The organism is Streptomyces sp. NPDC005955, assembly GCF_042871255.1.
Classification (GTDB): Bacteria; Actinomycetota; Actinomycetes; order Streptomycetales; family Streptomycetaceae; genus Streptomyces.
On sequence record NZ_JBIAIF010000019.1, the window covers coordinates 78,409 to 99,903 of the forward strand.

Genomic DNA, 21,495 nt, shown 5'->3' on the forward strand with positions numbered 1-21,495 from the left:
GAGGGGCCAGGAGGCGGAGTACCGGGGTGGGGCGGAACGGGGCGGGCCGCCCCGGTGACACGTGTGCCGTGCGGCGGCGGCGGACGGCGGTCAGGCGCCGGTCAACTTGGCGAACTTCTCCTCGTACGCCGTCTCCTCCTTGGAGGACAGCGAACGGAAGGAGTGCGACTTCGACGCCATCTCCCGGTCGGGGATGATCAGCGGGTTCTCGGCCGCGCCCCGGTCGATCTTCGCCAGCTCGGCCTTGACGCCGTCGACGGGGCACACGTAGTTGATGTACGCGGCGAGTCGGGCGGCGGGCCCCGGCTCGTAGTAGTAGTCGATCAGCCGCTCGGCGTTGCGCTTGTGGCGTGCCTTGTTGGGGATCAGCAGGTTGTCGGTGGCGATCATGTAGCCGCTGTCGGGGATGACGAAGTCGATGTCCGGGTTGTCGGCCTGGAGTTGGACGACGTCACCGGCCCAGGCCACGCACGCGGCGATGTCCCCCTTCGACAGGTCGGACGTGTAGTCGTTGCCGGTGAACCGGCGGACCTGGCCCTTGTCGACGGCCTTCTGCACCCGGGCGATCGCCGCGTCGAAGTCGTCGTCGGTGACCTTGCCGGGGTCCTTGCCCAGGTCGAGCAGCGCGAGCCCCATGGTGTCCCGCATCTCCGACAGCAGCGAGACGCGGCCCTTGAGCTTCGGCTGGTCCAGCAGGTCCCCGAAGGACCGCACCTCCAGCCCGTCGAGGGCCTTCTTGTTGTACGCGATGACCGCCGGGATGCCCGTCCACGGGTACGAGTAGGCCCGCCCGGGGTCCCAGTCGGGGCTGCGGAACTGCTGGGAGAGGTTGGCGTACGCGTGCGGCAGGTTGGCGGGGTCGAGCTTCTGCACCCAGCCGAAGCGGATCAGCCGGGCGGCCAGCCAGTCGGTGACGTTGATCAGGTCCCGCCCGATGTCCTGCCCGGCGGCGAGCTGCGGCTTGACCTTGCCGAAGAACTCGACGTTGTCGTTGATGTCCTCGGTGTACTTGACGGATATCCCGGTGCGTTCGCGGAACGCGTCCAGGGTGGGCCGCCGCTTGCCGCTCTCGTCGACGTCCATGTACTCGGTCCAGTTGGAGAAGACGACCCGCTTCTCCCGGTCCGAGTGGTCCTCGGAGCTGATCCCCTGCGGCTTGGCCGCCGGGGGGATGCCGCAGCCGCTGAGCGCGGCGACGCCGCCCGCGGCGAGCGCTCCCCCGGTCGAGGCGCGCAGCAGGGTGCGGCGGGAGAGGGCGGCCCGGCCGCTCCGCAGGCTGCGTCGCAGGGCGGCCGCCTGCGCCGGGGAGAGGGATTCTGGCTCGTACTGCATGCGCGTGGTGCCCCTTTCGTCAGGGGTGGGGCCGGTCGCGCCGAGCGGCCGGCCCCGGCGGTGCCGATGGACTTACCGGTCTCCGAAGACCGTGCGGTGCCAGTCCTTCCTGGCCACCGCGGTGTTGTCGAACATGACGTGCTTGATCTGCGTGTACTCCTCGAAGGAGTACGCGGACATGTCCTTGCCGAAACCGGACGCCCGGTACCCGCCGTGCGGCATCTCGCTGATGATCGGGATGTGGTCGTTGATCCAGACGCAGCCCGCTTGGATCTCGCGGGTCGCGCGGTGGGTCCGGTACACGTCCCGGCTCCACGCGGAGGCGGCGAGCCCGTACGGGGTGTCGTTGGCGAGCCGGATGCCCTCGTCGTCCTCGTCGAACGGGACGACGACCAGGACCGGTCCGAAGATCTCCGCCTGGACGATCTCGCTGTCCTGGGGGGCGTCCGCGATCAGGGTGGGCCGGTAGAAGGCGCCGCTGGACAGGTCGTCGCCGGGGGCCTCGCCGCCGGTCACCACCCGGGCGTAGCCGCGGGCCCGGGTGACGAACCCGGCGACCCGGTCGCGGTGCGCGTGCGACACCAGGGGGCCCATGTCGGTGGCCCGGTCGAACGGGTCGCCGAGCCGGACGGTGACCATCAGGTCGGCGACCCCGGCGATGAACGCCTCGTACAGCGGGCGTTGCACGTAGGCGCGGGTGGCGGCCGTGCAGTCCTGGCCGCTGTTGATGAGCGCCCCGGCGACCGCGCCGTGCACGGCGGCTTCCAGGTCGGCGTCGTCGAAGACCACGAAGGGCGCCTTGCCGCCCAGCTCCAGATGGAGGCGCTTGACGGTGCTCGTGGCGATCTCCGCGACCCGCTTGCCGACCGCGGTGGAGCCGGTGAACGAGGTCATCGCCACGCCCGGGTGGCCCACCAGGTGCTCGCCCGCCTCGCGCCCCGCTCCCGTGACGACGTTGACGACGCCGTCGGGGAGGCCGGCCTCGACGGCCGCCTCGGCGAACATCAGCGAGGTCAGCGGGGTGAGTTCGGCGGGCTTCAGCACGATGGTGTTGCCCGCGGCGATCGCCGGGAGCACCTTCCAGGCGGCCATCTGGAGCGGATAGTTCCAGGGTGCGATGGAGCCGACGACGCCGATGGGCTCCCGGCGCACGTACGAGGTGTGGTCGCTGGAGTACTCGCCCGCCGACTGCCCCTGGAGGTGCCGGGCGGCGCCCGCGAAGAAGGCGGCGTTGTCGATCGTGCCGGGAACGTCGAACTCCCGGGTCAGCTTGATCGGTTTGCCGCACTGGAGGGACTCGGCCCGGGCGAGTTCGTCGGCGCGCTCGGCGAGGACGGAGGAGAAGCGGTGCAGGGCGTCGGAACGCTCGCCGGGGGTGGCGCCGGCCCAGGCGGGGAAGGCCCGCCCGGCCGCTTCGACGGCGGCGTCGACGTCCGCGGCGCCCGCCAGTTCGTACGTGTACACCGCGTCCCCCGTGGCGGGGTCGACGACGGTGTGGGTACGCCCTGAGGTGCCCTTCGTCGGACGGCCCCCGATGTGCTGGGCGCCCTCGGCGAAACGGTCCTGTGCCTCGAAGCGGTGGCCCGGGTGGTGCATGGCACTCTCCTCCGCCGTCGCCCGGTGACCGGGGCCCGGCGTAGCTTCGGCTCGATTTGAGTGCCGATCCTGACATGGGCCCCGAACGCCAACAAGTGATTCCGTTGTTGCCTTTTGGTTACGCGACGGAATCTGTCGACCACCTGTCGAGTCCAGCGGAAAAACCCAGGACGGATTGTCCGTGGTGCGTGGCAGGGTGGCGTGCATGGGGGAACACACGATGCGCGCAGGTCAGCAGAGATCCGACCGACGACCGACGACCGCCCGGCCCGGCCTTCGGGACCTGGAGGAACTACGAGGGGTGACGGCCTTCGGAATTCCCGTGGAGTACCTGTATTTCTGGGGCCACCGACCCTCCGCGGCGAACGGTGTGGACCGCAGTTGTCTGAGTCAGTGGTATCCGTCGCCGTTCTCGGTGGAGGGCGTCACCTACGCCACCGCGGAGCACTGGATGATGGCCGCGAAGGCCCGGTTGTTCGACGATCCGGAAGCCGAGCGGGCGGCCCTGACGGCGGCGCATCCCGGCGCGGCGAAGGCAGCCGGTCGGCGGGTGCGGAACTTCGACGAGGCGCTCTGGGCCGGGGAGCGGCTCGCGCTAGTGGTGCAGGGCAACGTCCACAAGTTCGGTCAGCACCCGGCCCTGGGCCGGTTCCTGCTCGCCACCGGCTCGCGGGTGCTGGTGGAGGCGAGCCCGCACGACCGGATCTGGGGCATCGGCGTCACCGCGGACGACGCACGCGCGAGCGACCCCCGGCAGTGGCCGGGGCTCAACCTGCTGGGCTTCGCCTTGATGCGCGCCCGCACGGAACTGCGGCGAGCCGCCGGGGCGGCCGTGGCCGACGGGTCGGACGGCGAGGGGTCGGACGGGGTCAGCGGCCCTCGACGAGGACGATCGCGACGGTGAGGCCGACGGCGAGGAGCAGGCCGACCGCTCCGCAGATGATCCCGGCCCGCGCCTGCCCCGGGTTGGTGGACAGACCCTTGGCCACCCGCGACCGGGCCAGGCCCCCGTAGACCAGCGCCAGGACGCCCGTCACCAGGGTCACCGGCCAGAGCCACACGCCGAGCGAGACGATGCCGAGGATCTGTGCCGTCAGTCCGAAGCTGTTGTTCGGGGGCGGCGGGAAGGCGCTCCACCCCGGCCCCGGGGCGTAGGGGTGCGCGGGCGGCGGAGGGGCGCCGGGGAACGGGTACGGCGCCGGCGGCACGCCCGGGCCTTCGGGGCCCGGCGGCGGGGGCGGCACGGGTCTCGTCACGGGGCCGGAGTGCGGTGTGCCGTAGGCCGGCGGCGGGGCGTACGACACGGGGACGGACGCGTGGACGGTTTCCCGCGCCGGGGGCGGGGTCGCGAAGGGGTCCGTCCCCGGGGCGGTGTGCGCGGGGGGCTGTCGGTCCGGTGCGTGGGGAGGCAGCCGGTCAGCGGGGGGCCGCCGGTCCTCAGGGGGCCGCCGGTCCGCGGGAAGCGCCCAGGGGTCGGCGGGGGCGGCACCGGACGTCGTACCGTGCGGGTCCCCGGCGTCGCCCGGGGCGGGCCCGACCGGTCGGTCACCCGGCTCCCCCGGCTCCCCCGGTTCCCGTACCGCGTCCCGTCGCTCCTCGGACATCGTCCGCCCCCTCCGTCACCGATCCGGTCATGGTACGACCCAGCACGAACCCGCCCCCGCCGCCTACGATGAGCGGGCGCACCATCGATCAGCCGATCACCCGCGCCGTCCGCGGCGCCGTTCCCGGGGAGGACCCCTTGACCGATCTGCACGCCTTCATCGAAGGGCTGCCGAAGGCCGAACTGCACGTGCACCACGTCGGCTCCGCCTCCCCTCGGATCGTCTCCACCTTGGCCGCCCGACACCCCGACTCCAAGGTGCCCACGGACCCCGAGGCCCTGGCGGACTACTTCTCCTTCACCGACTTCGCCCACTTCGTCGAGGTCTACCTGTCGGTCGTGGACCTGGTGCGCACCCCCGAGGACGTCCGGCTGCTCACCTACGAGGTGGCGCGTGACCTCGGACGGCAGAACGTCCGGTACGCCGAGCTGACCGTCACCCCGTACTCCTCGGTCCGGCGGGGCATCGACGAGCGGGAGTTCATGGCCGCCATCGAGGACGCCCGCAAGGCCGCCGAGGCCGAGTTGGGCGTCACCCTGCGCTGGTGCTTCGACATTCCCGGCGAGGCCGGTCTCCCGGCGGCCGAGGAGACCGTCCGGCTCGCCGTCACCGACGGGCTGCGACCCGAGGGGCTGGTGTCGTTCGGGCTCGGCGGACCGGAGATCGGGGTGCCGAGGCCCCAGTTCAAGCCCTACTTCGACCGGGCGGTCGCGGCCGGCCTGCACTCCGTGCCGCACGCCGGCGAGACCACCGGCCCGGAGACCGTCTGGGACGCACTGCGCGAGTTGGGCGCCGAGCGGATCGGCCACGGCACCAGCGCCGCCCAGGACCCGGCGCTGCTCGCGCACCTCGCCGAGCACCGGATCGCCCTGGAGGTGTGCCCGACGTCGAACGTCGCGACCCGTGCCGTGCCCAGCCTGGCGGAGCACCCGCTCGCGGCGATGGTGGAGGCCGGCGTCCTGGTCACCATCAACTCCGACGACCCGCCGATGTTCGGCACGGACCTCAACAGCGAGTACGGCGTGGCGGCCCGGCTGCTCGACCTCGACGAGCGGGGGATCGCGGACCTCGCCAAGAACGCCGTCGAGGCGTCGTTCCTCGACCCCGCGGGCAAGGCCCGGCTGAACGGAGAGATCGACGCGTACACGGCCGCCTGGTGCGCACGGTGACCTCCCGCCGCCGGTGAACGGCGAGTGACGGGCGGTGCGGAACACGCGTACCGTACCGCCCCGTTGCGGGGTGGGCGCCGCGCCGGTGCGGGCCTCGCGCACAATGTCCCCATGCGCGCTGTCACCACCGTCGCCCACCGCGGCGACCCGTACCGGGTCCGTGAGAACACCCTGCCGTCGCTGCGCTCCGCGCTCGCGCTCGGGGCGGACGCCGTGGAGGTCGACGTCCGGCTCACCCGGGACGGGGTGCCGGTCCTGCTGCACGACGCGACCCTCACCCGACTGTGGGGGCACGACCGCGCGTTGGACGGTCTGCGGGCCGAGGAGCTGCGGGAGCTGACCGCCGGTGGGGTGCCGACCCTGGTCGACGCGCTGGCCGCGACCGACGGGGTCCGGGTGATGGTCGACCTGCCCGGCGCCTCGCCCGCCGCGGCCCGCCGGATCATGGGCGTGGTCCGGGACTGCGGGGCCGCCGACCGCGCGTACTACTGCGCGGGGGCGCGCACCATGCTCGCCGTCCGCGCGGCCGACCCCGCCGCCGAGATCGCGCTCACCTGGACGACCCTCGCCCCGCCCCGGCCCGCGCTGCTCGACGCGGTGCGGCCGCGCTGGCTCAACTACCGCTTCGGGCTGGTCGACCGGGCGCTCGCCGAGCGGGTCCACGAGGGCGGCCACTTGCTGTCGGTGTGGACGCCGGACACCCGCCGGTCCATGCGGCGGCTGCTCGCGGCGGGCGTCGACTCGATCACCACCAACCGCGTCGGCACCCTCACCGCCCTGCGCGCCCGCGGCTCCCGGGGCCCGGCCGTCCCGGCGCCGGCCCGGACCACCCGCCGAGCCCTGACTGACGGTCCCTCACGTCTCCGTGGAAACCCCGAGGTCGACTAGGGGTGCGGCCCCTCCCCGATGACGAGGCGGGGGCACCGCGGGCCGATGAGACTGGGGTGGTCGATCACCGAGCAGTCACCAGAGGACACCATGAACCGGACCCGTTCCGCGGCCGTCGCCGCCGCCCTCGTCACCGCACTGGTCTCCGGTGCGCTGGCCGCGCCCGCGGCGGCCGCACCGGTCGCCCCGGCCGCCGCGGCCACCACGGCGCCCGACGACCTCAACCGGACGGCGCTGCGCGCGGCCGTCGCCGGCCTGCCGAACGCGGACGCGACCTCGGCCCAGGTCCGGGTGGGCGGCGCTGCGGTGTGGCGGGGCTCGGCGGGCGTCCGGGACCTGGAGTCGGGGCGCGCGGCCCTGCGGGACGGACGGTTCCGCGCCGGGTCCACCACCAAGGTCGTCACCAGTGCGCTGGTGCTCCAACTGGCCGCCGAGGGGCGGATCGACCTGGACGTCCCGGTACAGCGCTACCTGCCCGACCTGTTGCCGTCGACCTTCGAACCGGTGGCCGTGCGGCACCTGTTGACCTACACCAGCGGCATCCAGTCGGCGGCCACTGCGCCGAAGACCTGGGACGAGGAGTACGCGGGGCGGTTCGAGACGCTGGACTACCGCGCGGTGGTGGCCGCGGGGGTCGCCAGGGGGCCCGCGCACGATCCGGGCGACGCCCAGCGGTACGCGAACATCCACTACACGATCCTCGGCATGCTCGTCGAGGAGGTGACGGGCCGCCCGTTCGCCCGGGAGGCGCAGCGGCGGATCTTCGGTCCGCTGGGGATGCGGAACACGTACTTGCCGGGCAGCGATCCGGAGATCCGCGGCCCGCACAACCGGGGCTACCAGAAGGTGCGGAAGGCGGACGGGACGACCGGGTACGTCGACGTGACGCGTTGGAACCAGTACGACCGCTTCGCGGCGGGCGACATGATCTCCACGACCGCCGACCTGGAACGGCTGATGAAGGCGCTGGTGCGGGGGAAGGTGGTCCCCGAGCCGCAGTTGGCGCTGATGTTCACGCTGCCCGCGGTGAAGGACCCGAACGGCGCGACGATGAGCGCGGGCTTCCAGCTGTTCCCCGTGCCGGGCGGGCCGAAGGTGTGGCTGAAGACGGGCGGACGCCACGGGTACCACACGATGGTCGCCGTGAGCGAGGACCGCTCCCGGACCCTGGTGCACTCGGTGACCACCACGGACGCGAAGGGGCCCGCCATGAGTGCCACCGCCCTGGCCATCGGGCTGGCCGCGTTCACCCCGTGACGGGCCGGACCCCCGCGGCGTGCCGAGCACGCCACGGGGGTCCGGGGGGCGGGACGGTCAGCCGTCCAGCGAGGTCATCACGTGCTTGATGCGCGTGTAGTCGTCGAAGCCGTACGCGGAGAGGTCCTTGCCGTAGCCGGACTTCTTGTACCCGCCGTGCGGCATCTCGGCGACCAGCGGGATGTGGGTGTTGATCCACACGCAGCCGAAGTCGAGGACCTTGGACATCCGCATGGCGCGGGCGTGGTCCTTGGTCCACACGGAGGAGGCGAGGGCGTAGTCGACGCCGTTGGCGTACGCGACGGCCTGGGCCTCGTCGGTGAAGGACTGGACGGTGATGACGGGGCCGAAGACCTCGTTCTGGATGATCTCGTCGTCCTGCTTCAGACCGGAGACGACGGTGGGGGCGTAGAAGTAGCCCCGGTCGCCGACGCGCCGGCCGCCGGCCTCCACCTTGGCGTGCGCGGGCAGCCGCTCGATGAACCCGGAGACCTGCGCCAGCTGGTTCGGGTTGTTCAGCGGCCCGTACAGGACGTCCTCGTCGTCGGGCTGACCGGTCTTGATCTCGGAGGCGGCCCGGGCGAGGGCGGCCACGAACTCGTCGTGGATGGACTCGTGGACGAGGACGCGGGTGGCGGCCGTACAGTCCTGGCCGGCGTTGAAGAAGCCCGCGGTGGAGATGTCCTCGACGGCCTTGGGGATGTCGGTGTCCTCGAAGACCACGACGGGCGCCTTGCCGCCGAGCTCCAGGTGGACCCGCTTGAGGTCCTTGGAGGCGGACTCGGCGACGGACATGCCGGCGCGCACCGAACCGGTGATGGACGCCATCGCGGGGGTGGGGTGCTCGACCATGGCGCGCCCGGTGTCGCGGTCGCCGCAGATCACGTTGAAGACGCCCTTGGGCACGACGGAGCCGATGATCTCGGCGAGCAGCACGGTCGACGCGGGGGTCGTGTCGGACGGCTTGAGGACGACGGTGTTGCCCGCGGCGAGCGCCGGGGCGAACTTCCACACGGCCATCATCATGGGGTAGTTCCAGGGCGCGACCTGGGCGCAGACGCCGATGGGCTCGCGGCGGACGATCGAGGTCAGGCCCTCCATGTACTCGCCGGCCGAGCGGCCTTCGAGCATGCGGGCCGCGCCGGCGAAGAACCGGATCTGGTCGACCATGGGCGGGATCTCTTCGGAGCGGGTCAGACCGATCGGCTTGCCGGTGTTCTCGACCTCGGCGGCGATCAGTTCCTCGCCCCGCTCCTCGACCGCGTCCGCGATCTTGAGGAGGGCCTTCTGCCGTTCGCTCGGCGTCAGGTCCCGCCAGGCGGGGAAGGCCGCCGCGGCGGCGGCCATCGCGGCGTCGACGTCCGCTTGGCCGGACAACGGGGCCGTCGCGTACGCCTCGCCGGTGGCGGGGTTGACCACCTCGGTGGTCCGTCCGTCGGTGGCGTCCCGGAATTCTCCGTCGATGTAGTTGCGCAGACGACGCAGCTGGGTGCTCACTGCCAGGCCCTCCAGTCAGATGGTCAGGTGTCCGGTGGGTGAGACACCCACCTGTGTCCGATGCTAGTCAGCGACTGACGCTTTCAACATACCTGGCCACGGATGACTACGAAATCCGTGCAGATGAAAGCTCATAACAACGAATTTCATCGCTCTGGCCTTGCTAAAGCGACGAGACCTCGTGCAGAGTGGTTGACGTGGCCAGTCGTAGCGCAGAACCCAGGGACTCCCGGAACGGGAACGGCTCTCCCCCGCTGGACGCCGTATCCCTCGCCATCATCGAACAGCTCCAGCAGGACGGCCGCCGGCCGTACGCCGCGATCGGCAAGGCCGTCGGCCTCTCCGAGGCGGCCGTGCGCCAGCGGGTCCAGAAGCTGCTCGACCAGGGCGTGATGCAGATCGTCGCCGTCACGGACCCGCTCACCGTGGGCTTCCGCAGACAGGCGATGGTCGGGATCAACGTCGAAGGCGATCTGGACCCGGTGGCCGACGCGCTCAGCGCCATGCCGGAGGTCGAGTACGTGGTGATGACCGCGGGCTCGTTCGACCTCCTGGTGGAGGTCGTCTGCGAGGACGACGACCACCTGCTCGATGTGATCAACAAACGCATCCGGGCCCTGCCCGCGGTGCGCTCCACCGAGAGCTTCGTCTACCTGAAGCTCAAGAAGCAGACCTATATGTGGGGAACCCGATAGCCGTGAGCAAGGACCTCAGCCGAACCGCGTACGACCACCTCTGGATGCACTTCACGCGCATGTCGTCGTACGAGAACGCGCCCGTTCCCACCATCGTGCGTGGTGAGGGCACCTACATCTACGACGACAAGGGCAAGCGCTACCTGGACGGTCTCGCGGGTCTGTTCGTCGTCCAGGCCGGGCACGGCCGCACGGAACTGGCGGAGACCGCCTTCAAGCAGGCCCAGCAGCTGGCCTTCTTCCCCGTGTGGTCCTACGCCCACCCGAAGGCCGTCGAACTGGCCGAGCGGATAGCCCACTACGCCCCGGGCGACCTCAACAAGGTCTTCTTCACCACCGGCGGCGGCGAGGCCGTCGAGACCGCCTGGAAGCTCGCCAAGCAGTACTTCAAGCTCCAGGGCAAGCCCACCAAGCACAAGGTCATCTCCCGCGCGGTCGCCTACCACGGCACCCCGCAGGGCGCCCTGTCCATCACCGGCCTGTCCGCCCTGAAGGCGCCGTTCGAGCCGCTGGTACCGGGGGCGCACAAGGTCCCGAACACCAACATCTACCGGGCGCCCTCGTTCCTCGACCACGGCGACGGCGTCGACCCGGAGCTGTTCGGCCGCTGGGCCGCCGACCAGATCGAGCAGCAGATCCTCTTCGAGGGCCCGGAGACCGTCGCCGCGGTCTTCCTGGAGCCGGTGCAGAACGCCGGCGGCTGCTTCCCGCCCCCGCCCGGCTACTTCCAGCGGGTGCGCGAGATCTGCGACGAGTACGACGTCCTGCTCGTCTCGGACGAGGTCATCTGCGCCTTCGGCCGGCTCGGCACGATGTTCGGCTGTGAGAAGTTCGGCTACGTCCCGGACATGATCACCTGCGCCAAGGGCATGACCTCGGGCTACTCCCCGATCGGTGCCTGCATCGTCTCGGACCGGATCGCCGAGCCGTTCTACAAGGGCGACAACACCTTCCTGCACGGCTACACCTTCGGCGGCCACCCGGTCTCCGCGGCCGTCGGCCTCGCCAACCTCGACCTGTTCGAGCGCGAGAACCTCAACCAGCACGTCCTCGACAACGAGGCCGCGTTCCTGTCCACGCTCCAGAAGCTGAACGACCTGCCGATCGTCGGTGACGTCCGCGGCAGCGGCTACTTCTACGGCATCGAGCTGGTGAAGGACAAGGCCACCAAGGAGTCCTTCAACGACGAGGAGTCCGAGCGCATCCTCTACGGCCACGTCTCCAAGAAGCTCTTCGAGAACGGCCTCTACTGCCGCGCCGACGACCGTGGCGACCCGGTCATCCAGCTGTCCCCGCCGCTGACCTCCGACCAGTCGACCTTCGACGAGATGGAGCAGATCATCCGCGGCGTCCTCCAGGAGGCGTGGACCCTCCTGTAGGTCACGGCACCCCCAGCCGGACGTGAACACGGCCCGGGCGCACCCTTCCGAGTGAGAAGGGCGCGGCCGGGCCGTGTGCTTTCCGGGGAGCGGCGGCGGTCCTGCCTACGGTGCCCAGTGACCGATCGGCCCGGGCTTCGTTCCCCCGTACGGGGGACGGAACGGAACTGAACCGAGGTGCACGCCGCATGACGCCCCAGTCGCCCCCGTCGGCCCCGCCGGACAGCGACGCGCTCCGGGCCCGCTCCCTGAGCTTCTCGTACCACGGCTCGCCCGCGCTCACGGGCGTCTCGTTGGGGGTCCGCGAGGGCGAGATCCTCGCCGTGACCGGACCCCGCGGCAGCGGGAAGTCCACCCTGCTGCGGCTGCTGTCCGGGCAGTTGCTCCCCCGACGCGGCGGCGAGGTGTGGTTCAACAGCGTCCCCGTGCACACGCTCGGCCCGGCCGCCCGCGAACGACTGCGCCGCGACCGGTTCGGCTGGGTGGAGGCGGAACCCGGCCTCGTGCCGGAGCTGAACGCCTGGGAGAACGTCGCCCTGCCGCTGATGCTGACCGGGGTCCCCCGCCGCACGGCGAAGGCCGCCGCACTGGAGTGGCTGGCCCGGTTGGACGTCGCCGACCAGGCCCGCAAGCGCCCGCACGCCCTGCTCAGGGCCGGGCGCCAGCGGGTGGCGTTCGCCCGGGCCCTGATCGGCGAGCCGTCCGTGGTCTTCGCCGACGAGCCGACCGCCGCCCTGCACGGCGCCGACCGGGCCCATCTGCTGCGCACCCTCACCACGGCCGCCCGGTCGCACGGCATCACCGTCGTCCTGGCCTCCCACGACCCGGACACCGCGGCCCTCGCCGACCGGACGGTGTCCCTGGTCGACGGACGGCTGTCCGGCCCGGTCGGCCTGCCCGACGGTGCGACGGAAGGCCGGGCCGCGTGCTCGCTCTCCGTCTAGCGCGCGGCGCCAGCCCCTCCGTCCAGGCCCGCCGACTCCTCGTCACCGCCGCCTCGACGGGCACCGCCCTGCTGCTGCTGTGCACCTTCGGCTACGCGCTCGGCCACCCCGGGGCCGCCGTCGGCTCCTCCCTGCGGCTCGCCTGGTGCGCGGCGCCCCTCGCGGCGACCGCGTACCTGGCGCTGGCGGTGGCCCGCACCGACCCCGCCACCCGACCGCGCCGGGGACTGTCCGCGGTGGGCCTCGGCCCGGCGCGGCGCGCGGTGTTCGCCGCGGTGTCGACGGCCGGCGCCAGCACCGCCGGCGCCCTCGCCGCGCTGCTGCTCTTCCTGTACCTGCGCGGGGACCTCGGGTTCCTGCCGTTCGCCGGCGGGGCCTCCGAACTGCTCGCCGCCGACCGTGAGCTGCCCCTCGCGGCGATCCTGACGCTGCTCGCCCTGGTCCCGGTGACCGCGTCCGGCGCCGCCGTGCTGTCGCTGCGGCCCAGGACCTCCGTCGAGCCGGGCACGGGAGCCGGTGGCGGCTCCGGCCGACCGGTCGGACGCGACCCGGAGGACCTCCTCGACGACGCCGACCTCCCGCCGGCCGCGCCGGCGACGCCCGCCGGGCTGCCCTGGGGGATCGCCCTGCTCGCGGCGGGCCTCGCCGTCGAGTCGTACGCCGGCGGACCGGGCCCCGCACCGGGGCTGCGGCTACCGGGCGGACTGGCGGGCGGTTCGCTGAGCGTGCTCGTCGGGTGGGCCCTCACCGCGGTCGGGCTGGCGCTCGCCGGGCCCGGGATGACCTACCTGTGCGGACGGGCCCTCCAGGCCGTGCGGCCCGGGGCGGTGCGGCTGCTGGCCGGGCGCGTGCTCCAGCGCGAGGCCCACCGGATCGGCCGGCCCCTCGGGGTGGTGTGCGCGGTCGCGGCGGGCGCCTACGCGGCGGCCACGCTGTACACCGGTTCCGAACCCGACACCGGTCCGCTGAGCGTGCTGGGCGCGGGCCTGGTCGTGGGGTGCGCGGTCGCCGCGCTCGCCCTGGCCGCGGTCGAGGCCCGGCAGGCGAGGTCGCGGACCACCGCGGCCCTGCTGCGGCAAGGGGCACCGGCCGCGGCCCTGCGGGCGGCGGCCCTGCTGCGCGTCGCCGCCCTGTGCCTGCTGTTCGGCCCGTTGACCTGGGCGGTCGCGGCGCTCGCCGCGGCCCCGCTGGACCGCTGACCTGCTGGCACACCCGCCCCGGCGGCGCCTCAGCCCTGCTGCGCGTACGCCCAGAAGTCCCGCATCAGCGTCGGGGGCTGCGGTCCGGCCAGCTCCACCTGGGTCAGCAGGATCGCGACGGTGCCGGTGGCGGGCACCAGGTGCGCGGTGGTGCCCGTGCCGCCCGTCCAGCCGTAGCGGCCCGGCACGTTCCACGGGTCGACGGCCAGGACGTCGACGGCGCCCCCGTACCCCCAGCCCTGGCCTTCGAGGAAGAGGGCGCCGGCCTCGCGCTGGGCCGGGGTCAGGTGGTCGGTGCGCATTCGGCGCACCGACTCCGGGGCGAGCACCCGGCGGCCGTCGGCGCCCGCTCCGTCGGCGAGCAGCATCCGGTACAGCGCCCACCAGTCGTCGAGGGTGGAGACGAGACCCCCGGCACCGGACGGGAAGGACGGCGGACGGCTCCACGCCCCGTCGGGGGCGTCCACCAGGTCGAGCGCGCCCCCGCCGGCGGGCCGGTACTGGCTGGTGAAGCGGTCGAGCTTGGCGGGCGGTACGTGGAAGCCCGTGTCGGTCATCCCCAGCGGCTCGAACAGCCGCTGGGCCAGGTACTCCGGCAGCGGGCGGTCCGCGGCCCGGGCGACCAGCACGCCCTGGAGGTCGGAGGTGGTGTTGTACAGCCACTGCGCACCGGGCTGGGCCAGCAGCGGCACCCGGGCCAGGGTCGCCGTCCACTCGTCGGGGGTGAGCGTGAGGTCCGGGCGCGGCGGCCCCTGGCGCAGTTCGGTGAGCAGGGGGACGACGGCCGGCAGGTCGAAGTCGGCGGGGAAGCCGTACCCGGCGCGGGAGGTGAGCAGGTCGCCCACCGTGAGGGGGCGGTCCGCGGGCACCACGTCGTCCACCGGACCGTACGGGTCCCGGACGACGACGGGGGACGACAGTTCGGGCAGCCACCGGTCGACGGGGTCCTCCGGAGCCAGCGTGCCGTCCTCCACCAGGGTCAGCACGGCGGCGGCCGTGACCACCTTGGTGAGCGAGGCGATGCGGAAGATGCTGTCCCTGGCCATCGGCGTGGTGCCCCCGGTGTCCGCCGCGCCGACGACCGCGATCTCGGTCCGTCCGGGGCGGGCGACCAGGGCCACGGCGCCCGGGACCGCACCGTCGGCGACCCCGGCCCGGAGGAGACCGCCCAGATCGGTGCTGGTGTCGGACATGCTGTGCCTTTCGGTTCGTGGCCGCGCCCCGGGCCGGGTGCCGGGGCGGGTCCGCAAGGGGGACTCCCGGAACGGCCCGGAATCATCGGAACATCAGCATTCACCCTTCCGAGGGATGGTCCGCGCATTCGTACGAGGAAATTCGCGCGGCGGCGATGAGTTCCGTGCGGCTCCCTCGTCTACTCGTTGAACGGCCCGCCGCTTCTCATTGAACGGCCCGCCGCCGCGCCCGGCACTCCCGGGCGGTCCACGGTGGACGGAGGAAGCCGCCGGCACCACGCCCCCGTCAGGAAAGAGGACCCCGTGTACCAGCAGATGATCTTCCCGAACCTCCCCGTCGCCGACCTGGCGGCCTCCAAGGAGTTCTTCACCGGATTGGGCTACGAGCTGAACCCGGCGTTCTCCGACGACCACACCGCCTCCGTGGTGGTCAGCGACACGATCGTGGTGATGCTGCTCGACCACGAGCGGTACGCCGACTTCGCCAAGAAGCCCATCGCGGACGCCACGAAGTCCAGCCAGGTGCTGCTGGCGCTGAGCGCCGAGAGCCGCGCGAAGGTCGACGAACTGGTCGACACCGCGTTCTCCCTGGGCGCCACCCCGGCGGGCGACACCCAGGACCACGGGTTCATGTACGGCCGCTCCTTCGACGACCTGGACGGTCACACCTGGGAGATCGTCTGGATGGACCCGGCGGCCATCGCCGGCTGACCCCGACCGGGGGAACCGGCCGTCGCCGGGTCAGCCCAGGACGACCGTCTCCGCCGGATCGAACTCCACCCCGACCCGCCGCCCGGGCTCGGGTGCGTCCCGCAGCCCGCACGCGGCCTCCAACGGGGGCGCCCCTCCCGCCGGCTGGAGGCGCAGCGCGACATGGGTGCCGCGGAAGGTCCGGGCGGTCACCGCGCAGGGCAATCCGGCGTCCGGCCCCACCAGCCGCACCCCCGCCGGGCGGACCAGGACCAGCCGCTCCCCCGCCGGCGTCCCTGCGGGCACGGTCAGCTCGCCCCAGGCGGTGCGCACCGTGCCGCCGCTCACGACGCCCGCCACGATGTTGTCGAAGCCGAGGAAGCGGGCCACGAACTCGTCCGCCGGGCGCTGCCAGACGTCGAGCGGGCTGCCCGTCTGGGCGACCCGGCCGTCCCGCATCACCACCACCCGGTCGGCGAGCGCGAACGCCTCGCCCTGGTCGTGGGTGACCGCGAGCACGGTGGTGCCCAGGGCGCCGAAGAGTTCCCGCAGTTCCACGACGAGCCGTTCGCGCAGGGTGCGGTCGAGTTGGCCCAGCGGCTCGTCGAGCAGCAGCAGCCGGGGGCGGGGCGCGAGGGCCCGGGCGAGGGCCACCCGCTGTTGCTCCCCGCCGGACAGCGAGGCGACGGCCCGCCGGGCCGCGCCGGGCAGTCCCACCAGGGTCAGCAGTTCCGCCACCCGGGCCTCCTGCTCGGCCCGTGGGGCCCCGTGCATCCGCAGGCCGAAGGCGACGTTGGCGCCGACGTCGCGGTGGGCGAACAGTTGGTGGTCCTGGAACATCAGGCCCACGCCCCGCTGGTGCGCCGGCGTCCCCGTCCGGTCCCGGCCGCCGAGCAGCACCCGTCCCGCGTCGAGGTCCTGGAGCCCGGCGACCGCCCGCAGCAGCGTGGACTTGCCGCTGCCGCTGGGGCCGAGCACGCAGACGACCTCGTGCTCGGCGACGTCCAGCGACACCGCGTCCAGCGCGGCGCGGGCGCCGAAGCGCACGGTCGCACCGTCCAGCCGCAGAGCCGCTTCGGTGTCCGTTCCGGTGCCGGTGCGGGCCGTGGTGGTGTCGGCGGTGGTGGCGGCGTCGGTGGCCGGGTTCGCGGTCATCAGAACTCCCCCGCGTGATCGGTACGGAGGCGTTCGAGGAGCAGCAGGGACACGGCGCACACCACCATCAGGAGGGTCGAGAGGGCCATGGCCTGGCCGTAGTTGAGTTCCCCGGCGCGGCCGAGGAGTCGGGCGACGGCGACGGGCAGGGTCGGTTCGTCGGGGCGGGCGATGAACACCGTGGCGCCGAACTCGCCCAGCGAGACGGCGAAGGCGAACCCGGCGGCGATCAGCAGCGCCCGCCGCACCAGGGGCAGGTCCACCTCGCGCCAGGCCCGCCACGGCGAGGCGCCCAGCACGGCCGCCGCCTCGCGCAGCCGCCCGTCGACGGACCTGAGGACGGGCAGCATCGTCCGCACCACGAACGGCACCCCGACCAGGGCCTGCGCCAGCGGCACCAGCCACCAGGAGGCCCGCAGGTCGAGCGGCGGCTCGTCCAGGGTGATCAGGAACCCGAAGCCGACGGTGACCGCGGACACCCCGAGCGGCAGCATGAGCAGCGCGTCGAAACCGCGCACCAGGCGCCCCGCGCGCCGGGTCAGTGCGGCGGCGGCGAGCCCCCCGACGACCAGGGCGATGGCGGTGGCGGCGAGCGCGTACAGCAGGGAGTTGCCGATGGCGTTGATGGGCGGTACGAGGAACGCACCGCCCTCGGCGGAGGTGAGCGACCGGTAGTAGGTGAGGGTGAAGGCCCCTTCGGTGTCCTGGAAGGAGCGGGCCACCAACACCCCGAGGGGCAGCACGATCAGCGCGGCGACGGTGGCCAGCACCACGGCGAGCAGGGCCCACTGCCCCGCACCGCGCGGGCGGCGTGCGGTGACCGAGGGGTCGACCAGCCGCAGCCCGTGCTCCCGGCGGCGCACGCTCCAGGCGTGGACGGCGAGGATCAGGCCGACGGCGACGAACTGCACGAGGGTGAGCACGGCCGCGCTGGAGAGGTCGAAGATCTGGGAGGTCTGCCGGTAGATCTCCACCTCCAGGGTGGAGAACGCGGGGCCGCCGAGGATCTGGACCACGCCGAAGGAGGTGAAGGTGAACAGGAACACCATCAGCGTGGCTCCCGCGACGGCGGGCCGCAGCGCCGGCAGGGTCACCGTCCGCCAGGCGGCGAACCGGGAGGCGCCGAGCACCCGGGCGGCTTCCTCCTGCCGCGGGTCGAGTTGGGCCCAGAGTCCGCCCACGGTGCGCACCACGACCGCGTAGTTGAAGAAGACGTGCGCCAGCAGGATCGCCCACACGGTGGTGTCGAGCCGTACGCCGGCCGCCCGGTCCAGCAGACCGCCGCGGCCGAGGAGGGCGAGGAACGCCGAGCCGGCCACGACGGTGGGCAGCACGAAGGGCACGGTGACCACGGCCCGCAGCACCTGCTTGCCGGGGAAGGCGAACCGCGCGAAGACGTAGGCGCCGGGCAGCGCGATCAGCAGGGTTCCCGCCGTCGAGGCGAGGGCCTGCCAGGTGGTGAACCACAGCACCTCGCGGATCTCCGGGCGGGCCAGGACCTCCCCGATCGCCCCGAGTTGCCAGACGCCCTCCGGCCGCAGCCCGCGGGCCACGATCGCGGTCACCGGGTAGGCGAAGAACACCGCGAAGAACACCGCCGGCAGCGCCATCAGCGCGCAGCGCAGCAGAGCGCCCCTGCGGTCCGACCGGGCGGCGCCGCCCGTCCGGGCGCCCGGGGCGGCGGGTCCGGGGGCGTCGGTGCGCCCGGGGCCCGCGCCGGCCGCCGCCCCCGACCCGAGCGGGTCGCCGGGGCGGGGGCCGTCGGCCGCGCGGCCTACTTCACTACGAGCGAGGTCCACTGCTTGACCCACTGGTCACGGTGGTCGGCGATCCGCTGCGGGTCCATCGTCAGCGGCGAGGGCACCTCCACCGCGTACCGGGCGAAGTCCGCGGGGACCTTGACGTCCTTGTGCACGGGGTCCACGAACATGTTCAGCGGCATGTCCGCCTGGAAGGTGCGCTCGCTCAGGAAGTCCAGCAGGGCCTTGCCGCCCTCCGGGTTCTTCGCACCCGCGAGCAGGCCCGCGTACTCCGCCTGCTGGAAACAGGTGCCGGTGGAGACGCCGGTCGGCGCCTCGGCGGGCTTGGGGTCGGAGTAGATCGCCTCGACGGGCGGGGAGGAGGCGTACGAGACGACGAGCGGACGGTCGCCGCCGGCCTTCTTGCCGCCGGCGGAGCCGGAGAACTCCTCGTTGTACGCCTGGTCCCAGCCGTCCACGACCTTGACGCCGTTGTCCTTCAGCTTCTTCCAGTAGTCGGGCCACGCGGCGCCGCCCTGCTGGGCGACGGTGCCCATGAGGAAGCCGAGGCCGGGCGAGGAGGTGGCCGGGTTCTCCACCACGAGGAGGTCCTTGTACGCCGGCTTCACCAGGTCGTCGAAGGTCTCCGGCGGGGTCACGCCCTTGTCCGCGAAGTACTTCTTGTCGTAGTTGACGCATATCTCGCCGGTGTCGACGAGGGTGACCCGGTCCTGCTTGTCGAGCAGCGGCCGCTTCGGGAGCCGGACGCTGTCCGCGCCCGCCGCCTCGTAGGGCGTGAAGAGCTCGTTGTCGAGGCCGCGGGAGAGCAGCGTGTTGTCGATGCCGAAGAACACGTCGCCCTGCGGATTGCCCTTGGTCAGGATGGCCTTGTTGACGGCGACGCCCGCGTCCCCGTCCTCCAGGACCTTGAGCGTGTAGCCGGACTCCTTCTCGAACTCCTCCAGCACCTCTTCGGAGGCGGCGAAGGAGCTGTGGCTGACCAGGGTGACCGTCTTGGACCCGCTGCCGTGCCCGTCGTCGCCGCTCTCGGCACAGCCGGAGAGGGTGACGAGGCCCAGCCCGGCCGCGAGGGCGACGGCGGTGGCCTTCTTGGTGGTGCTCACGTGGTGGTTCCTCCTGGAGCGGACCAGGAAGAGACGCGGCCCCGCCCGCGGCCCCCGGGGCGGGAGCGCGGGCAGGGCGCAACAGCTTGAGTGGTGACCGAACTTCCTACCCGGAATGACCCGGGCGAGGTTCAGAGGGTCTGCGGCCCGCCGGTGTGACCCGGCTGCCGCACTCTCAGCGCTGTGGCGCTCCCCTGTCGGAAAATGCAGTTGTCTGTCGTGAACGTGCTGCGAATGGCTCGAACCGCTCGCTGCGCACAAGACGCTATGCGGGCGTTCGGGACAAGAGTACCGCTCTAGCGTTCGGATGCCGCCAGCTGTCCACAGGCCCCGTCGATCTCCTGCCCCCGGGTGTCCCGGACGGTCACGGCCACCCCGTGCGCCGCGATGGCCTCCACGAACGCCTTCTCGTCCTCGGGACGGGACGCGGTCCACTTGGAGCCGGGCGTCGGGTTGAGCGGGATGAGGTTGACGTGCACCCGCTTGTTCTTGAGCAGTCGACCCAGCAGGTCACCGCGCCACGCCTGGTCGTTGATGTCCCGGATCAGGGCGTACTCGATGGACAGTCGCCGACCGGACCGCTCGGTGTACTCCCAGCCCGCGTCGAGGACCTCCCGGACCTTCCAGCGCGTGTTGACCGGGACGAGGGTGTCGCGCAGCTCGTCGTCGGGCGCGTGCAGGGAGATCGCGAGCCGGCACTTGAAGCCCTCGTCGGTGAACCGGCGGATCGCGGGCACGAGCCCGACCGTCGACACCGTGATCCCGCGCTGGGACAGGCCGAGGCCGTCCGGCTCCGGGTCGGTGAGGCGACGGATCGCCCCCACGACGCGGTTGTAGTTGGCCAGCGGCTCGCCCATGCCCATGAACACGATGTTCGACAGGCGCGCCGGGCCGCCGGGGATCTCCCCGTCCCGCAGCGCGCGCATGCCGTCCACGATCTGGTGCACGATCTCGGCCGTCGACAGGTTGCGGTCCAGCCCCGCCTGGCCGGTGGCGCAGAAGGGGCAGTTCATTCCGCAGCCGGCCTGGGAGCTGATGCACATGGTGACCCGGTCCGGGTACCGCATCAGCACCGACTCCACGAGGGTGCCGTCGAACAGGCGCCACAGCGTCTTGCGGGTGGTGTCGTCGTCGCAGCTGATGTGCCGCACCACGGACATCAGGTCCGGGAGGAGGGCCTCCTGCAACCGGTCGCGCGCGCCGGCCGGGATGTCCGTCCACTGGGCGGGGTCGTGGACGTACCGCGCGAAGTAGTGCTGCGAGAGCTGCTTGGCGCGGAACGGCTTCTCGCCGATGGCGGCGACGGCTTCCTTGCGCTCGGCGGGCGAGAGGTCGGCGAGGTGCCGCGGGGGCTTCTTGGCTCCGCGCGGGGCGACGAAAGTGAGTTCTCCGGGCTTGGGCATGGTGCCTCCAGTGTCGCAGACGCGAGCCGGTGGCCCGGGTGCGTCGCCGGCGGCGGGGGCCGGCACCGACCGCCCCCGTCGACGGCGGGCGACCCGGTGCCCGGCGCGTTCGCGCTGGTGGTCGCGGCCGGGGGCACCGTGCGACGGCCCGTGCCGGCGGCGACGGGGACCGGGCACGGTGCCGCGCGTCACAGCGGCACCCGCACCGGACGGGCCGCCCGCACGGGGGTGCGGGCGGCCCCGGCGCTACTCCCGGGCCGATTCCGGCGACGGGGGCCCGCCTACGCGCTCCCGGGCCGTTTCCACTGACGGGGGCCCGCCGGCGCGCGGCACCTGCCGGCGGCCGGTGCTGCGCGCTCCGGGCACGGGGGCGCCGCGGTGCAGGAACATCAGGAAGGGGGCGACGTAGGCCGATGCCTCCACCGGCGTCGCGCCGCCGGCGAGGACGAGGACCACGCCGGCCGACAACGCACTGCCGAACATCGCGGCCCGTGCGAGCAGGGCTGCTCGCCCCTCCGGGTTTTCGGACATACTTGGACTGCTCCTGTTCCTCCGAGGACGGTGAGCACGGGCCACCCGCTTCGTTACCAGGCGCCGCGGGTGGCCTGCTTCGTGTGGGGGCACCGTCGGG

Annotated in this window: 19 protein-coding genes and 1 riboswitch; of the genes, 9 read left to right on the forward strand and 10 right to left on the reverse strand. The window is 72.9% G+C overall.

Annotation, left to right across the window (positions count from 1 at the left end; genetic code table 11):
• Positions 1-90 precede the first annotated feature (90 nt).
• Both ACFYOU_RS31480 and ACFYOU_RS31485 read right to left on the reverse strand, forming a co-directional pair.
• The gene (locus tag ACFYOU_RS31480) at positions 91-1,332 is read right to left on the reverse strand and encodes a spermidine/putrescine ABC transporter substrate-binding protein (protein ID WP_389766563.1); all 1,242 of its coding nucleotides are present in this window, start codon (positions 1,330-1,332) and stop codon (positions 91-93) included.
• Positions 1,333-1,404: 72 nt separating this feature from the next.
• Positions 1,405-2,928, reverse strand: coding sequence for a gamma-aminobutyraldehyde dehydrogenase (locus ACFYOU_RS31485; RefSeq protein ID WP_389766565.1), 1,524 nt, complete (start codon positions 2,926-2,928; stop codon positions 1,405-1,407).
• 220 nt (positions 2,929-3,148) lie between these two features.
• Between ACFYOU_RS31485 and ACFYOU_RS31490 the strand changes: the two genes are divergently transcribed.
• Positions 3,149-3,832 carry an NADAR domain-containing protein gene (locus ACFYOU_RS31490; RefSeq protein WP_391310514.1) on the forward strand — a complete coding sequence of 228 codons (684 nt, stop codon included), beginning with the start codon at positions 3,149-3,151 and terminating at the stop codon, positions 3,830-3,832.
• Here the strand turns inward: ACFYOU_RS31490 and ACFYOU_RS31495 are convergent.
• Positions 3,798-4,184, reverse strand: coding sequence for a DUF4190 domain-containing protein (locus ACFYOU_RS31495; protein WP_391310459.1), 387 nt, complete (start codon positions 4,182-4,184; stop codon positions 3,798-3,800). The two genes, ACFYOU_RS31490 and ACFYOU_RS31495, sit on opposite strands and share 35 nt — an antisense overlap.
• Before the next feature lie 416 nt (positions 4,185-4,600).
• Here ACFYOU_RS31495 and ACFYOU_RS31500 point away from each other — a divergent pair, with 416 nt between their 5' ends.
• The 3 genes from ACFYOU_RS31500 (at position 4,601) to ACFYOU_RS31510 (ending at position 7,846) form a co-directional block, all read left to right on the forward strand.
• Positions 4,601-5,701 carry an adenosine deaminase gene (locus tag ACFYOU_RS31500; RefSeq protein ID WP_391310462.1) on the forward strand — a complete coding sequence of 367 codons (1,101 nt, stop codon included), beginning with the start codon at positions 4,601-4,603 and terminating at the stop codon, positions 5,699-5,701.
• Between the two features lie 111 nt (positions 5,702-5,812).
• The gene (locus ACFYOU_RS31505) at positions 5,813-6,589 is read left to right on the forward strand and encodes a glycerophosphodiester phosphodiesterase family protein (RefSeq protein ID WP_391310464.1); all 777 of its coding nucleotides are present in this window, start codon (positions 5,813-5,815) and stop codon (positions 6,587-6,589) included.
• A 90-nt stretch (positions 6,590-6,679) separates the two neighbouring features.
• On the forward strand, positions 6,680-7,846 hold the full coding sequence (locus tag ACFYOU_RS31510; protein WP_391310466.1) for a serine hydrolase: 1,167 nt from the start codon (positions 6,680-6,682) through the stop codon (positions 7,844-7,846).
• 57 nt (positions 7,847-7,903) lie between these two features.
• Here ACFYOU_RS31510 and ACFYOU_RS31515 read toward each other — a convergent pair whose 3' ends face one another.
• Positions 7,904-9,343 carry an aminobutyraldehyde dehydrogenase gene (locus ACFYOU_RS31515; RefSeq protein WP_391310468.1) on the reverse strand — a complete coding sequence of 480 codons (1,440 nt, stop codon included), beginning with the start codon at positions 9,341-9,343 and terminating at the stop codon, positions 7,904-7,906.
• A gap of 197 nt (positions 9,344-9,540) precedes the next feature.
• Between ACFYOU_RS31515 and ACFYOU_RS31520 the strand changes: the two genes are divergently transcribed.
• From ACFYOU_RS31520 to ACFYOU_RS31535, 4 genes are all read left to right on the forward strand, one after another.
• A complete protein-coding gene (locus ACFYOU_RS31520; protein ID WP_387002025.1) occupies positions 9,541-10,038 on the forward strand; it encodes an Lrp/AsnC family transcriptional regulator in 498 nt (165 codons plus the stop codon).
• Positions 10,023-11,417 (forward strand): aspartate aminotransferase family protein, encoded by a 1,395-nt coding sequence (locus ACFYOU_RS31525; protein ID WP_391310471.1) that lies wholly within the window; start codon positions 10,023-10,025, stop codon positions 11,415-11,417. The genes ACFYOU_RS31520 and ACFYOU_RS31525 overlap by 16 nt, the downstream gene beginning before the upstream one ends.
• A gap of 188 nt (positions 11,418-11,605) precedes the next feature.
• Positions 11,606-12,361: an ATP-binding cassette domain-containing protein gene (locus ACFYOU_RS31530; protein ID WP_391310473.1), complete on the forward strand. Its 756-nt coding sequence runs from the start codon at positions 11,606-11,608 to the stop codon at positions 12,359-12,361.
• Positions 12,343-13,560 carry a hypothetical protein gene (locus ACFYOU_RS31535; protein WP_391310476.1) on the forward strand — a complete coding sequence of 406 codons (1,218 nt, stop codon included), beginning with the start codon at positions 12,343-12,345 and terminating at the stop codon, positions 13,558-13,560. The genes ACFYOU_RS31530 and ACFYOU_RS31535 overlap by 19 nt, the downstream gene beginning before the upstream one ends.
• Positions 13,561-13,589: 29 nt before the next feature.
• On the opposite strand, the gene ACFYOU_RS31540 is transcribed toward ACFYOU_RS31535, so the two are convergent.
• On the reverse strand, positions 13,590-14,753 hold the full coding sequence (locus ACFYOU_RS31540) for a serine hydrolase (protein WP_391310478.1): 1,164 nt from the start codon (positions 14,751-14,753) through the stop codon (positions 13,590-13,592).
• 303 nt (positions 14,754-15,056) lie between these two features.
• Between ACFYOU_RS31540 and ACFYOU_RS31545 the strand changes: the two genes are divergently transcribed.
• Complete coding sequence (locus tag ACFYOU_RS31545) at positions 15,057-15,464, forward strand: VOC family protein (protein WP_391310480.1); 408 nt, start codon at positions 15,057-15,059, stop codon at positions 15,462-15,464.
• A gap of 30 nt (positions 15,465-15,494) precedes the next feature.
• Here the strand turns inward: ACFYOU_RS31545 and ACFYOU_RS31550 are convergent, their stop codons facing one another.
• From ACFYOU_RS31550 to ACFYOU_RS31570, 5 genes are all read right to left on the reverse strand, one after another.
• Entirely contained in the window at positions 15,495-16,598 is a 1,104-nt protein-coding gene (locus tag ACFYOU_RS31550; protein ID WP_391310482.1) for an ATP-binding cassette domain-containing protein, read from the reverse strand.
• Positions 16,598-18,208: an ABC transporter permease subunit gene (locus ACFYOU_RS31555; protein WP_391310516.1), complete on the reverse strand. Its 1,611-nt coding sequence runs from the start codon at positions 18,206-18,208 to the stop codon at positions 16,598-16,600. Before ACFYOU_RS31555 ends, ACFYOU_RS31550 begins: the two co-directional genes overlap by 1 nt.
• A 164-nt stretch (positions 18,209-18,372) precedes the next feature.
• Complete coding sequence (locus tag ACFYOU_RS31560) at positions 18,373-19,461, reverse strand: thiamine ABC transporter substrate-binding protein (protein WP_391310484.1); 1,089 nt, start codon at positions 19,459-19,461, stop codon at positions 18,373-18,375.
• Between the two features lie 85 nt (positions 19,462-19,546).
• Positions 19,547-19,667, reverse strand: a riboswitch (TPP riboswitch).
• Positions 19,668-19,757: 90 nt separating this feature from the next.
• Complete coding sequence (gene rlmN, locus ACFYOU_RS31565) at positions 19,758-20,864, reverse strand: 23S rRNA (adenine(2503)-C(2))-methyltransferase RlmN (protein WP_385491585.1); 1,107 nt, start codon at positions 20,862-20,864, stop codon at positions 19,758-19,760.
• 246 nt (positions 20,865-21,110) lie between these two features.
• Positions 21,111-21,395: a hypothetical protein gene (locus ACFYOU_RS31570; RefSeq protein ID WP_391310487.1), complete on the reverse strand. Its 285-nt coding sequence runs from the start codon at positions 21,393-21,395 to the stop codon at positions 21,111-21,113.
• Positions 21,396-21,495: the final 100 nt, after the last annotated feature.